Origin of the sequence: Anaerosporobacter mobilis DSM 15930 (assembly GCF_900142955.1) — a bacterium.
Lineage (GTDB): Bacteria > Bacillota > Clostridia > Lachnospirales > Lachnospiraceae > Anaerosporobacter > Anaerosporobacter mobilis.
This window is the reverse complement of sequence record NZ_FRCP01000008.1, coordinates 150,482-164,567: the sequence shown is the minus strand read 5'-3', so window position 1 is coordinate 164,567 and position 14,086 is coordinate 150,482. Positions and strand designations below refer to the sequence as shown.

Below are 14,086 nucleotides of genomic sequence, written 5' to 3'. Positions count from 1 at the left end.
ATCGGGTGGGGACGGAGGTGAATGCAAAATAGTTTGTTAAATGTATGTTTTTCAAACGCATTGCATTCACACATCTGCAAAAAGAACACTTACAACTATAATTAATTATTATAGAAGCAATTGTATATTAACCTTCTACGTGATATACTTAGGTTTATGTGTCAGAGAGTATTATTATATACTAAATACATGCGGAATAAGGCGACTGGAGTAATTCAGTCGCTTTATATTGCTCTATATTGGATACTATTTTGGTTTCTTGGAATCTTATATAGCAACATAACAATGATGAAAGATGTGAGAGTTCTTAATATGAACAAACTATGGAATTATTAAAATAGATATATGACTGGAGAAGAATTAACATGTGTGCAAGGCATAAATCAATTTTTGAATATGATAGAAGAGAGGATTTTCATGATAAGTTGACCCAGTGGATCGGGGATGTTTTTTACGATATACTTCCTGAGCATGGTTATGAAGTACGTGAAGAACAAATATATACGTCATTCCAAATGGCTGACGCTTTATGTAACAAAAAGGTTCATCTAGCGGAAGCTGGGCTTGGTACGGGAAAAACATTTGCCTATTTACTTCCTGCAATTGCCTATGCAAGGTTGAATAGAAAACCAATCATCATTGCATGTGCAAAGGCAGCGCTACAAGAACAGCTATGTGGGGAAAAAGGCGATATTAAAACCCTTTCAGATTTGCTTGGGTTAGAGGTAGATGCAAGGATGGCGAAAGACTCCGATCAGTACGTTTGTGATGCAAAAGTGGACGAGTCGAAGGAAAAGTTTGATAACTTATCAGAGGGCTTGTCTTTTGAGATCAACGAGTGGTTAGGGAGAACGAAACGTGGAGAACGTTCGGAAATTCCTCTTGTGCCAGACCGTGTATGGAAACATATAGGATGGGATGAAGGTATGTCTTGTGATATGTGCTTAGACCGTGGTTTTTGCAAGCTTATTAAAGCAAAAGAGTATTACCGGTCTGCTAGAGATATCATAGTGGTAGATCACGAATTGTTTTTTAAAGACCTTTGGACGAGAGAGGAACGAATTGCCGATGGGAAACTACCAATTCTTCCAGAGTACTGTGGTGTTATCTTTGATGAAGGACATAAGATTATACTTCCTGCATCGATGCAAGCAGGGAATAGAATTATCAAAGATGATATTGAGCAAATGATTCATAGTATTGAGGAAATCCATGGGGCAAGAGAGGAACTACTTCTAACAGTAACAAGGTTGGAAGATGTTACTTCAACATTTTTTGTGAGGCTAAATCAAGTAGCGATTGTAGATGAAGGGTCGGAGCGTTTTACAGTTTATTGTGAGGATTCTTTGTTAAAGTTAGCCGAGACTTTTCAAAAGGTGCTTGATAAGTTGTTACTTGAATTACAGATTGAGCAAGAACTCTATACGGAATCACTTTCCACTAATTTGATACAGGCATATGAGATGCTAATTGATAATGCAATGTTGGCAGTACACCATTTTCGTAAAAACAAAGGTAAGGATAGTATCTCTTGGATAAACCGAGAGGGAGATAGTTTTTTTGTAGTGCCTAGGAATATAGACACACGCTTGAATAAACATCTGTTCCAAAAGAAGATACCGGTACTACTTACATCTGCAACATTAAGCAATGATGGGGATTTTAATTATCTAATACGTACACTAGGGGTAAAGAATCCTTCCTATTCCACAGTTGGTAATTCCTTTGATATGGATGAACAAGTGGAAGTTTATTTACCAGAACCATTCTCGAAAGACAAGATTAATGTAGAGATTACTAAAGAAATTGAAAAATTGGTTTATCTCTTAAAGCTGAATGAGGGACGAGCTCTTGTTCTTACAAGTTCCCAAGAGGAAGTAAGAAGAATACGAGAGGGAATAAAACACTATCAGTTACCTTTTGAGTTTTTGTGGGAAGATAAAGCAGAAAGAGGATATCTTATTAGACAGTTCAAGGAAGAGGTTTCTACCGTTTTAATTGGTTCTGATTTTTGGGAAGGGATTGATGTTCCGGGAGAATCATTATCCATGGTAATCATATGGCAACTACCATTTCCAGCGCGTGATCCTCTGATTGAAGTACAACGATTAGAGGCAAAGGAAGAAGGATTAGATGAAGTGTTAACTATTGATTATCCGGCTATGGGGCTTAAACTAAAGCAAGGATGCGGCAGATTAATTCGGAAAGAAGATGACTATGGAAAAATAGTAATTATGGATTCGGTATATGGAGAAGCTTATGAGAGATTTGTTTTGAGTGCCTTGCCTCAAGGCACTAATATCAAATATATCAGTGACCTGTAATCTTAAACTGACATCATTCTGGAACTATATTGAAGGTAAAGTCGTCTAATAAACAATTGTAAAAGGTTTATTAGACGTTTTACCAGTTTATAGGGCATAAGTTCTTGATCGTACAAATATACTTACAAAAAGAAGAAGGGATGCTTATGTCTAAAGACTTTATATTTATTAAGCTGATGGATGCAAATCAGAATGAAGAGTTTATTATCGAAGAAGAGGAGATGGTTGAGAAATCCTATGATAAATTGATAAAACAAATCTCCGTCAAGTGGTATTACAAAAACTTAATAAAAAGACTACCTATGAAGCTTGGGAAGCTAACCTTTCTAGGTGATAGTATTCCTTGCGCCATGTTACCCTTTACCAAAGAAGAGAGATTAAACTTACCCAGTCAATATCTAGATCAGTACATTAAAGAGATTATGAAACATCTGAATATCAATCGGGCATACTGTATGGAAGAGCTGCAGGAGAAGGATAATGAAAGGGCCGAGAGGGAGCGGACTTTGATCAAATTCCTATATCTGAAACAGCTCGTTAAGATTAGTAGAGATAAATTACATATTAAAGAAAAAGACATGAAACTGGTTATTATTGATTCCGGGGATAAGCGGATTGAACATGTGCTAGAACTGTTTATTAATAATTTAAATTATTTAACAATTATTACGAATCGTGAAGAATATTTTACAGGCTTTAGAGATATGATATATGATACCACAGGATTAGTTGTAGAATTTGAAGGGCTACCACTTAAAAACCACATTGAGGGGAACGTTATTATAGACTTAGATAGTGAAAATTATAAGAGCTATAATTTTTTTCCGTATGGAGCTTGTGCCATCGATGTAAATAGTTCTGCAAAGAAGAGGCAATATCTTCAAGAAAGAAGGAAAGATTTAACTATTATTTATGATGTGGATCTGTTGTATCAAGGGAATATCCTTAAAAAGAATATGATGGTTAATTATTTAAGAGCGAAAAGTGTGAATATTGAAGCGATTTATGGGGAGTATTATAGAAATATAAACCAAAATGAAATTCTTGAATTAATAGAAACGTGCAAGGTAAAAATAATCGTAATTGTTATATAATTGTTTGGCATTATCAGGGGTTATAATCTGATAATCTTGACATTGTACTGCCCATACGTTATAATACAAGGAATGTACAGTGAGAAAGTGTCAGAAGAAATAATCTGATAAAAGAGTGAAGAAAAGAAGCACTCAAGTTAGTGTTTATTCGCATATAGGCTTGTCGGCCTGGTGCAGATGGGCGTAATGTAAAGAATAGTAATAATTATTTTGGAGGTTGGGTTTAACATGGCAGACAAGAAAAATATTTTAACCTACGAAGGTCTAAAGTCACTTGAGGAAGAATTACAAGAATTAAAAGTTAATAAAAGAAGAGAAGTAGCACAAAAAATCAAAGAAGCAAGAGAACAAGGTGACTTATCTGAAAATGCTGAATATGATGCTGCAAAAGACGAACAAAGAGATATTGAAACTAGAATCGAAGAAATAGACAAAATCTTAAAGAATGCAGAAGTTGTTGTTGAAGACGAAGTTGATCTTAATAAAATCAACATTGGTTGCCGTGTTAGAATTATGGACATGGAATATGATGATATCTTAGAGTATAAATTAGTTGGTTCAACAGAAGCTAACACTTTAAAAGGAAAAATCTCTAATGAATCACCAGTAGGTCAAGCGTTAATTGGTAAGAAAATTGGTGATACTATTGAAGTAGAAACACAATCAGGCGCTATTAAGTATAAAATACTAGAAATTCAAAGATCTAACTAAGCCAGTTAGGTTACATAAAGGAGTGAATAAATTGGCTGAAGAAAAGAATGTAGTAGAACAGGACATTAATGAAATCCTTAAGGTGAGAAGAGCAAAACTTGCTGACCTTCAGGAAAGAGGAAAAGATCCTTTTCAAATTATGAAATATGATGTAACGCATCATAGTATGGAAGTAAAGAATAGTTTTGAAGAATTAGAAGGCAAAGAAGTAGCACTTGCTGGACGTATTATGTCAAAGCGTGTTATGGGAAAAGCATCTTTTTGTAATATAGCAGATGTTCAAGGGAACATTCAATCCTACGTTGCAAGAGACAGTGTTGGAGAAGAGGATTACGCAGAATTCAAGAAATTCGACATCGGTGATATTGTAGGTTTAGCTGGTACTGTGTTCAAAACAAAAACTGGTGAAATCTCTATCCATGCGACTAAAGTTACATTATTAACTAAGAGTTTACAAGTACTTCCTGAGAAGTTCCATGGATTAAAAGATACAGATGTTAGATATCGTCAAAGATATATTGATTTAATTGTGAATCCAGAAGTTAAGGATACTTTTATTAAGCGTTCTTTAATTCTTCGCGAGATTCGTAATTATCTTGATAGTAAGAGCTTTATTGAAGTTGAGACTCCAGTATTAGTTCCAATTGCAGGTGGTGCATCTGCAAGACCTTTTACTACACATCATAATTCTCTTGACCAAGATATGAACTTAAGAATTTCTCTTGAATTATATCTTAAGAGACTAATTGTTGGTGGTTTAGAACGAGTATATGAAATTGGACGAGTATTCCGTAACGAAGGTTTATCTGTACGTCATAATCCAGAATTTACATTACTTGAATTATATCAAGCATACACGGATTACCAAGGAATGATGGATCTAGTAGAAGATCTATATAGGACAGTAGCTATGAAAGTTCTAGGAACTACTTTAATATCTTATGATGGTGTTGAAATTGACTTATCTAAACCATTTGAGCGTTTAACAATGGTTGATGCCGTTAAGAAATATGCTGGTATTGATTTCAATGAAGTCGAAACAGATGAGCAAGCCAAAGCACTTGCAAAAGAACATCATGTAAAATTTGAAGCTAGACATAAGAAAGGTGATATCCTTAACTTATTCTTTGAAGATTTCGTAGAAGAGAAATTAGTTCAACCTACTTTTGTTATGGACCATCCAGTTGAGATTTCTCCACTAGCTAAGAGAAAACCAACGGATCCAAATTATACAGAACGTTTTGAATTGTTTATTACTAAGAGAGAGATGGCAAACGCATTCTCTGAGTTAAATGATCCAATTGACCAACGTGGACGTTTTGAAGCGCAAGAAGCAAATCGTATTGCAGGTGATGATGAAGCAGATCATCTTGATGAAGATTTCTTGTGTGCTCTCGAATATGGTATGCCACCTACAGGCGGTATTGGAATTGGTATTGACCGTTTTATTATGTTACTTACTGATTCATCTGCTATCCGTGACGTATTGTTATTCCCGACAATGAAAAGCCTGGATAAATAAATCCAGTAGAATCAGTACTTCCAAGGTTTTTGATATAAGGTTGACCAAGTTTTGACCAAGAAAAAATATAGTCATTTACACGAGTCAACGCTTAGATAAAGAATGGTTTGGAGTTCAATTTAATAGAAAAAAGCACTATTAGAGGACATTTTCTAAAGAAATTTAGAAGATGTCCTTTTTTGCGTTATGGAAAATAGTCAAAGAAAATTAAAAAATTGGTCAGATAATAATGACCCAAAACAGAAGGAGAATTGTATGGATAATAAGATTAATAAAAATACTCCAGTGAAGATTGAGAAGAAAAAATTAAACCCTGATAAGTTTGTTAGGTATTCTGAGGGAGCACAAATGTACCATATGAGTGTATCGAAATTTATGCAACTCGCTAAAGATGCAAAAGCTTGTTATAAATTGAATCAAATGGTCTTAGTTAGTCTGGAGGTATTGGATCAATACATTGAAACATTCAGAATACTAGATGATGACTTTTACAAGTAAGAGGTGATGATTTGTTGAATAAACTAAAACCATCTGTCAGGAGTTACATTCATGATGACAATATTTATAAAAGATATTTACGCCCAGAAGAGGCTAGCAAGATTTTAGGTTTAGATGAAAGTCGCATTATTCAATTTGCCTCAGCAGCTGGAGCTATCTATCAATTACCAAGGATACTTCTTATTCGTCATCAGAGATTGGAGGATTACATGAAACACCTTTACAAAGTACATGGTACAAATAAATTAGTTCATAAGAAATATGTTCGAATAGGTGAGGGTTCTATCATTTACAGTATTGGTCATCATCGCTTTATTGAAATGGCAAGAGCTGCAGGAGCGGTATATAAAATTAATGAAGGGACTGGTGGAACTGTTCTGATTAACTTAGAGTTATTTGATGATTATATGGAGCAGTTTAGAGAAAAGGCAGTTCCGATGAAAAATCCATTATGGAAAGAAAGTGAAAGTTAGGAAGGGGGCAGACATGGCATATTCGTATAAAAGCTATTCACAAACAAAGGATGTAATGAAGAAATACGTGAATGCGACAGAAGGATCTATTATTTACAGTTTAGGTAAAACACGATTTATGGCACTGGCGAAAGAAGCGGGAGCAGTATATAAAGTAGGAGCTTCTGCACTAGTTAATACAGAGGAATTTGAACAGTACTTGGAACAATTTTTGGAACCAGCCAAACCATTACCAAAGCATACTTGGAGAAACCAGAAGGAGAGTTGATTATAATGGTCTTTAATTATTATTACGGTTCGGAAGCGGATCAATTTAATTTCATACGAATTCCGAAGCGGTTAATTACAGATCCATTATTTGTAGACTTGTCATTGTCAGCAAAATTGTTATACGGAATTCTTCTCGATAGAATGAGCCTTTCTATGAGGAATAAGTGGTTAGACAAAGAAAATCGTGTATACATCATTTATCAAATATCTGAGATTATGGAAAATCTAAATATGGCTGAAAAAACGGCTATTAAAACATTGAAAGAATTAGAAGTTGTAGGTTTAGTCGAAAAGAAAAGACGTGGATTAGGATTGCCGAGTCTTCTATATGTTAAAAACTTTATTATTGATGATATGAAGCAAGAAAAGGAAGAAGACATAGAAGAAAAAGGTATCCAAAGTGAGGGAAGTTCAAGAACTGGTAAATTGTACAGTTCAAGACCTGTAGAAAATGAAGGTTCTAGAACAGTAAATATGGAAGATCAAGAACAGCAGAAAAAGATGGCACTTATTAGTAAGACTGAATTTAGTGATACAGATTTTAGTAGGACTGATACGAATCATATCAAATCGAATCAAACCATATTTGGTGATGAGAAGCGAGATGATGGGATTGATGTCGTAAGTGCGTATCAAGAATTAATTAGAGAAAATATCGATTATGATTTGCTAATTGAGCGTCATCCCTATGATCGAGAACTGATAGATGGAATTTATAATTTACTGATTGAGGTTGTGTTGAATCAAAGTGAGATGATGGTGATTTCGAGTTCAGAACTACCAACTGCATTAGTAAAGAGCAGATTCTTAAAACTTAATTTTTCGCATATTGAGTATGTGTTGAACAGTCTCCAAGGTAATACAACAAAGGTGAATAATATCAAGAAGTATCTACTTGCTTCCTTGTTCAATGCACCATCAACAATATCTGGCTATTATCAGGCAGAAGTGAATCATGACATGCCACAATTTGCTAGAAAATGAAAAACACCAAAAACTGGTGTAAAAAAGAAAAAATACACCAGCCTAGTTTCTATCCTGATAACTGATATGAGGTTAATATATACATATTCCAAGCGAAAGCGCGGAAATACAATTGAATATCAGTTACAGATTTGCAATATAAAGCAACACAAAGAGAAATCTTTGAAGGAGTAAAATTTCAGGATATTCGCCTGGAGGGCTCAAGACCACTGTTCTCACATTAGTAGTTCGATGGATTGAAAGATGAAGAACGAGAGGCAGGGCACAAGCCTGATAAAAGGAAGACGAATATGGTGGAAGGATAATAACCCATGGAGGTCGAGAGGTTCGACCTTATCCTCGAAACGGCAAGAGAGGAGATAGTGTTACCGCAAGGTAAGGCGTCATGAATGCGTAGGCAGCTCGTTTGTAACTCCCGGGAATGAGTACATTCCTTGTGTACGGGGCGAAGAGGGACTTGAAACAGTTGACGTACACCATACATAGCGAAAAGCTATGAATACGCAGGAGGATGCAGAATGATAGGAAGTGCGGTAACAGAAATAGCAATACCAACATCCACATTCTATTCACTTGATAAACTAGTAAAAGCTGTGAATCAAAAGTTATTAGAACTTCATAATGCATTTATCCGATGGAAGGAATGCAAAGATGGAGGAAAAGAAGAATAACAAGCACAGATTAACGAAAGCGGAAAGAGAAGAACGAAAGTTCAACAAAGATCTAAAAGATTGTATGAGATGCAAATTCTTTTGGGGCAATGATAGTAGATGTATTAACAGCAATTGCTTTAAGGAGAAGAGAAAGGAACCAGAAAAGACAGTACGTAGTGAATGTACGGATTGTTCCTACAAACAAGGTGATGGGTATTGTTTTCCGTGTATGAAAAAATTATTGGAAAGAAAGTGACAAGAAAAGAATGTGGGGAAGAGCAAAAAGTTTATTGAAAAGGAGATTAAATCAAATGGATAATGATTTTGAAATCATAGGGATTGATCATGGTTGGTCAATGGTCAAGACATCAAGCCAGGTATTTGTTACTGGTGTAAAGGAGATAACTACCGAACCAGGGATGTTTGATGATGTACTTGAACTGGATGGAAAGTATTACAAAATTGGCGGTGTGAGATTAGAGGTAAGAGATGTAAAGATTGAAAATGACAATTTCTACATACTCACTTTAGCCGGTATTGCAAGAGAGTTAAGAAAACGTGGCAAGAAAGAAGCTAATGTATTTATTGCAGCGGGTTTGCCACTTACAAGATTCGGTGTTGAGAAATCTGGATTTTTGGAATATCTCACTAAACGAAAAGAAGTGAGATTTTACTATGAAAAAGAGATGTATCAAATCAAGATTGTAAATGCGGCGGTATTTCCTCAGTGTTATGCAGCAATTGCTGATAGAATTCAAAACTTTGGGAATAAGGTTGTAATCATTGATATAGGAAGTTGGACAATTGATATTATGCCTGTTGTTGATAGAAAACCAGATAATTCAAGATGTACCACAACACAGCAGGGGTTGATTACCTGTATGAGGTCAGTAAATGATCAATGTGTACGACAGCTCGGAGCTGGAATTGATGAAAGCGAAATTCAGCATATTATGAGGAATGGTACAAGTGATATTGATGAAGAGTACCTAAATATCATCAAGAAAGAAATCACAGATTACACAGACCGTGTATTCAATTCTCTTAGAGAATATGGTTACAACCTAAAGACGACGCAGCTGGTATTTGTAGGAGGTGGAGCTGTAGTAATGAAAAATTTCAGCACGTTTAAACAAAAGAATATCAACTATATTTTAGACGTGAAAGCGAATGCTAAAGGATTTGAATATCTTGCAAATATTGGACTAAAAAGAAGATAGGGGTGAGATAAATGGCAAAAGCAGATCGTGATAGCATTGTTCATTATAGTCTTAGGCTTAATCTAAAGAATCCTAGACATTTGGAGATTCATAAGATATTTAAGCATCTGAATCAGGAAATGAACAAAACGCAAAACCAGCTTTTTATAGCTGCATTAGAGTTCTATGTTGATAATGTTGGGAAAGCCAATCTGGTAGAATTAGATAAAATAAAATCGAATGAATATGTGACTAGAGATGATATAGAGGAGATTAAAGAGGAGTTGCATGCCAGTGTAATTACCGAAGCTAGGAATGAAGTAATTCGATTACTTGGTGGTGTTGTAGCTGGAATGCAACAGATAGTACCGAAAGGATATTATCCGGTTCCGCAGGGTCAAGAAAGAAGATTTGATGAAGAAGATCATATACAAGATGAACAAACGATAGACCAGCTGGCTGACCTTGCTAGTAGCTGGATGGAAGAAGATGGAGGAATGGGTGAATGAGAAAAGTTTTTTCAACAATAGGATATGGATTGCTTGGATTTCTAAAAGGAATCGTTTGGCTTATATTGAATTTATTAAAATTGCTATTGGAACTAGCAAGGGTAATACTTCTATTGTTTGGACTTGTTCTCAGAGTATTCCTTGCGTTCGTAAGAGCAGGAACACCATGAAAGGAGGTTGTTTGTATGGCTACTGGATATAAAGCGTACAGAGAAAACCGAAGATTGATGAAGTATTTCTTTCAATTAAGAAATATGGCAGTTTAAGAAAAGGAGAACTAGATGCATTTAATACGGGACAAACCATTTACTGTCTCCGTGTACAAAACTGAATAATTTCACACAGTCATGTGGATAGGTAGTAACGGAGAACAGTATTGCCTATCCACTGGATTGGGTAGGTATTAGCGGCTATAAGGAGCCGCTATTTTCATATAAACAATTACAAACAATAAAAGAAAGAATGAGGTAAATCAAATGAAAGAGATTTTTGAACAGTATGGATCAGTAATTATTGCAGCGGTAGCAATCAGTGCATTAGTAGCAATTATCGTAATGCTTTTAGCAACAGATGGTGTAGTAGCAAATTCCTTCAAGAACCTGATCGACAGCTTCTTCAACAGAGCAGCTGGTACCATCACAGGCTAATGAATTGTAGTAAAGAAACCAATAAAAACAATTATAAGAAAGAATGAGGTAAATCGAATGAAAGAGATTTTTGAACAGTATGGATCAGTAATTATTGCAGCAGTAGCAATCAGCGCATTGGTAGCAATTATCGTAATGCTTTTAGCAACAGACGGAGTAGTAGCGAATTCCTTTAAGAACCTGATCGACAGCTTTTTTAACAGAGCAGCTGGAACCATTACAGGTTAATTGCTGGGATTAGGTAAGACAGAATGATAGAAAGAGGGGACAGCCTCCCCTCTTGGAAAGGAGTTATATGGAACGAAGTACAAAGTGGGAGCTTGTTCCCGCACATTTTGGACCCTTATGGTCATATATCGAGGATGATGAAATCACGGATATTGACTTTAATGGTACGGATTTATGGATTACCAATACAGCGAATGAACGAAAAAAAGTGGAGGAGCATGGCGTCACCAAGGAATTTATAGAAAAGTTCAGCCATTATATTGCCAATAACGTAAGTAAGCCTTTTAACAAGGTGGAGAATCTGTTAGAGGCAGATACCGATACCTTGCGCATCAGTATTGTCCATGAGTCCTCAGCAATTTCAGGAAGATCGGTTTGTATCAGAAAGACCCTTCCGACCGTTCGTATGACAAGAGAAAGCATGATTACAGATGGATATTGTACCAAAGAAATTTTAGAGCTTTTAACAAATTGCGTGAAAGCACGTATGAACTTTGTGTTCTGTGGGGAACCAGGTGTGGGAAAGACAGAAGGAATTAAGTTTTTTTCACAGTATATCCCTGCAAATGAAAGAGTCATTACCATTGAAGATACACCAGAGCTTCATTACAGGGAAATCAATACTGAGAAAGACTGCGTGGAATTAATGGTATCGGAAGGTTTCAGCTATACAAAGGCGATTAAGACAAGTCTTAGACAAAATCCTAAATGGCTCATGTTATCAGAAGCTCGTTCTGTGGAAGTAAAATATCTGCTTGAGAGCTTATCTACTGGAATACGTGGATTTACCACGATTCATACGGATGATGTAAGAAAGATACCAGATCGTATTTTAAATATGTTGGCTAGCCGAACCGATGCAGACCGAATGGAGAATGATATTTTCATGTTCATTGATGTAGGCATTTTAATCCGTAAAAAACAGATGGAAGATGGCAAAATCAGAAGATACATTGATCAGGTTTGTTTCTTTTATCGTAAAGACGGATGCAATATTACGTTTCCGGTGGTATTAAATGGAGAACTGATAGAGTGGTGTCTTCCAGAACCAGTTCTTGAGAAATTTGAACGAATGGGCATTACACCGTTTTCAAGGGAAGGAGGTAGTGAGGATTGAAGAAAGAACGTGGAAAAAAGAAAAAAAGTTCTCTCAGGTTTTTGCGATATAAGAACCTGACACTGGAGCTTTCAAGGTATGGATATGAGTTTACACCTAAGAAAGCAATGATATCCTATGGAATGATTGTGCTTCTTGCAGCTATCTTTGGACTGTTGTATAAGTTGCAGTTACCTTATATTGCGTCAATCGGAATCATTGGGGTGGTGTTCTCACCACTGGTTCTGATTCAGACCATGAAAGGGAAGTATCACACGACCATGTTTTCTATGGCAAATAATTATATGGAACAGTTCTTGTATTCCTTTAAGAGAAACAAAACGATACTGAATGCATTGACAGAGACGGCTACTATTTTTGATGAAGGAGAGTTTCATGAGATACTGGTTCAGGCAATCGAACATATTCAGTATGCCACAGATAGCGAAGATCCAGAGGAGGAAGCACTGGTGATGATTAGCGAGTTCTTTCATTGTGAAAGAGTCGATGCCGTTCATTCCTTTGTAATGGGTGCACAGAGACGTGGTGGTGATGCAGGCGGCAGTATTGCATTGCTTTCTAAGAACAGAGCCATGTGGGCAGAGCGAATTATCAATCTGCAAAAGGAATTTCAAATTGTAAAGCGAAATATCATGATTGCATTGGTGGCAACGTTGCTGATTTGTATTCTGCCTCTTTATCTGTTAGGAGGAGACTTGGATATTAGTGCGATTCCTCTTTGCCAGATATCAGCGGTGGTATTAATTGGTATTTGTATGCTCATCTATGTAAAGGCAGATAAGAAGTTGTGTAGAAGCTGGATTGAGAAGGAAACGGACAGTTCAGGAATGGATCGGAAATACCTTCAGGTAAGAGACTACGATGAAGTAAAGGAAGCCAAAAGCAGTCAGAAGATGGCGGTCATTCCAGCAATCCTTTTTATCGGTGCATTTGTGTATTTTCAAAACATTGCTATTCTTGTAACTGGGATTGTAGTAGTACTGTTTTTCTTAAATCAGCATAAGGCTGGTCATAATCTAGCCAAGAAAAAGGTAGCAAGGGAGATTGAAAAACAGTTCCCTAACTGGTTGATGGAGGTAGCATTACTGTTACAGACCGATAACGTGCAGATGGCAATCCGTAAATCCATGGACAGTGCGCCGGAGGTCTTGACTCATGCACTGGATGAATTGATTTTGGAACTGGAAGATGATCCAAATGCAATTGAACCATATCACAGATTTTTAAAGGATTATCGAAACCCAGATGTGCAGTCAGCCATGAAAATGCTTTATGCATTATCCAGTGGAAATGCAGGGGATGTCACAAAGCAGGTGGAAGAACTTATAGACCGCAATAATGCCATGATGGATAAGGCGGAGAAGTTGACGCAGGAAGATAAGATTGCAGGGATGAAGATCTATATTCTGCTACCGTCACTACTTGCTTCTTTTAAGTTGATGGTGGATATGGCACTGCTTTTGGTGGTATTCCTTCAGAACTTGACGTTTGGAATGTAGGAGGGGATAAGCATGAGTACAACAATTAAGACCTATGTGGGTATTTTTATCCTTCTGTTATCCGTATTTACGATGGCTGGAGTAATGTCCGCCTGTATTGACGCAAATAATGCGAGGGATTTTCATGCTTCTGTAGTAGCGGAAATCGAGGATTCTAATTTTGCACCAAGTGTGCTCAATGCGTGCAAGACGCAGGCAGCCAATGCAGGGTATGAGCTTTTGATTGACGAGAGCAGTATTGTAAAAGATGAAGACGGGAAACCAACTTTGATGGAAGTGATTCTGAGATACAACTATCATGTGGACTTCTTAGGAGTCATAAGTACCCAGCAGATTCGAGCATTTGCAAGATAAGGAG

At 36.4% G+C, this 14,086-nt stretch carries 18 protein-coding genes; all 18 read left to right on the top strand.

The window, feature by feature from the left end; all coding sequences use genetic code 11:
• The first annotated feature begins 365 nt into the window (after positions 1-365).
• Positions 366-2,324: an ATP-dependent DNA helicase gene (locus tag BUB90_RS07350; RefSeq protein ID WP_073285371.1), complete on the top strand. Its 1,959-nt coding sequence runs from the start codon at positions 366-368 to the stop codon at positions 2,322-2,324.
• 146 nt (positions 2,325-2,470) lie between these two features.
• On the top strand, positions 2,471-3,418 hold the full coding sequence (locus BUB90_RS07345; protein ID WP_073285368.1) for a hypothetical protein: 948 nt from the start codon (positions 2,471-2,473) through the stop codon (positions 3,416-3,418).
• A gap of 228 nt (positions 3,419-3,646) precedes the next feature.
• Positions 3,647-4,129: a transcription elongation factor GreA gene (greA, locus tag BUB90_RS07340; protein WP_073285365.1), complete on the top strand. Its 483-nt coding sequence runs from the start codon at positions 3,647-3,649 to the stop codon at positions 4,127-4,129.
• Between the two features lie 31 nt (positions 4,130-4,160).
• The gene (gene lysS / locus BUB90_RS07335; protein WP_073285362.1) at positions 4,161-5,651 is read left to right on the top strand and encodes a lysine--tRNA ligase; all 1,491 of its coding nucleotides are present in this window, start codon (positions 4,161-4,163) and stop codon (positions 5,649-5,651) included.
• Between the two features lie 255 nt (positions 5,652-5,906).
• Entirely contained in the window at positions 5,907-6,149 is a 243-nt protein-coding gene (locus BUB90_RS07330) for a DUF6462 family protein (protein WP_073285852.1), read from the top strand.
• Between the two features lie 14 nt (positions 6,150-6,163).
• Entirely contained in the window at positions 6,164-6,622 is a 459-nt protein-coding gene (locus tag BUB90_RS23950) for a DUF6462 family protein (protein WP_242952498.1), read from the top strand.
• Between the two features lie 13 nt (positions 6,623-6,635).
• Positions 6,636-6,890 carry a DUF6462 family protein gene (locus BUB90_RS07320; RefSeq protein WP_073285354.1) on the top strand — a complete coding sequence of 85 codons (255 nt, stop codon included), beginning with the start codon at positions 6,636-6,638 and terminating at the stop codon, positions 6,888-6,890.
• A gap of 5 nt (positions 6,891-6,895) precedes the next feature.
• Complete coding sequence (locus BUB90_RS07315; protein WP_073285351.1) at positions 6,896-7,876, top strand: DUF6017 domain-containing protein; 981 nt, start codon at positions 6,896-6,898, stop codon at positions 7,874-7,876.
• Between the two features lie 518 nt (positions 7,877-8,394).
• On the top strand, positions 8,395-8,547 hold the full coding sequence (locus BUB90_RS23465; RefSeq protein WP_170865457.1) for a hypothetical protein: 153 nt from the start codon (positions 8,395-8,397) through the stop codon (positions 8,545-8,547).
• The gene (locus BUB90_RS07310; RefSeq protein ID WP_073285348.1) at positions 8,528-8,785 is read left to right on the top strand and encodes a hypothetical protein; all 258 of its coding nucleotides are present in this window, start codon (positions 8,528-8,530) and stop codon (positions 8,783-8,785) included. Before BUB90_RS23465 ends, BUB90_RS07310 begins: the two co-directional genes overlap by 20 nt.
• A 55-nt stretch (positions 8,786-8,840) precedes the next feature.
• Positions 8,841-9,749 carry a ParM/StbA family protein gene (locus tag BUB90_RS07305; RefSeq protein WP_073285343.1) on the top strand — a complete coding sequence of 303 codons (909 nt, stop codon included), beginning with the start codon at positions 8,841-8,843 and terminating at the stop codon, positions 9,747-9,749.
• Between the two features lie 11 nt (positions 9,750-9,760).
• Positions 9,761-10,237 carry a hypothetical protein gene (locus tag BUB90_RS07300; RefSeq protein WP_073285338.1) on the top strand — a complete coding sequence of 159 codons (477 nt, stop codon included), beginning with the start codon at positions 9,761-9,763 and terminating at the stop codon, positions 10,235-10,237.
• A complete protein-coding gene (locus BUB90_RS23460) occupies positions 10,234-10,407 on the top strand; it encodes a hypothetical protein (protein ID WP_170865456.1) in 174 nt (57 codons plus the stop codon). Before BUB90_RS07300 ends, BUB90_RS23460 begins: the two co-directional genes overlap by 4 nt.
• A gap of 306 nt (positions 10,408-10,713) precedes the next feature.
• Positions 10,714-10,884, top strand: a complete 171-nt coding sequence (locus tag BUB90_RS23455) for a hypothetical protein (protein ID WP_170865455.1) — start codon at positions 10,714-10,716, stop codon at positions 10,882-10,884.
• A 57-nt stretch (positions 10,885-10,941) separates the two neighbouring features.
• On the top strand, positions 10,942-11,112 hold the full coding sequence (locus tag BUB90_RS23450) for a hypothetical protein (RefSeq protein WP_170865455.1): 171 nt from the start codon (positions 10,942-10,944) through the stop codon (positions 11,110-11,112).
• A gap of 67 nt (positions 11,113-11,179) precedes the next feature.
• Positions 11,180-12,229 carry an ATPase, T2SS/T4P/T4SS family gene (locus BUB90_RS07295; RefSeq protein ID WP_073285335.1) on the top strand — a complete coding sequence of 350 codons (1,050 nt, stop codon included), beginning with the start codon at positions 11,180-11,182 and terminating at the stop codon, positions 12,227-12,229.
• Positions 12,226-13,728, top strand: coding sequence for a hypothetical protein (locus tag BUB90_RS07290; protein ID WP_073285332.1), 1,503 nt, complete (start codon positions 12,226-12,228; stop codon positions 13,726-13,728). The genes BUB90_RS07295 and BUB90_RS07290 overlap by 4 nt, the downstream gene beginning before the upstream one ends.
• A gap of 12 nt (positions 13,729-13,740) precedes the next feature.
• The gene (locus BUB90_RS07285) at positions 13,741-14,082 is read left to right on the top strand and encodes a hypothetical protein (protein ID WP_073285329.1); all 342 of its coding nucleotides are present in this window, start codon (positions 13,741-13,743) and stop codon (positions 14,080-14,082) included.
• The last annotated feature ends 4 nt before the right edge of the window (positions 14,083-14,086 follow it).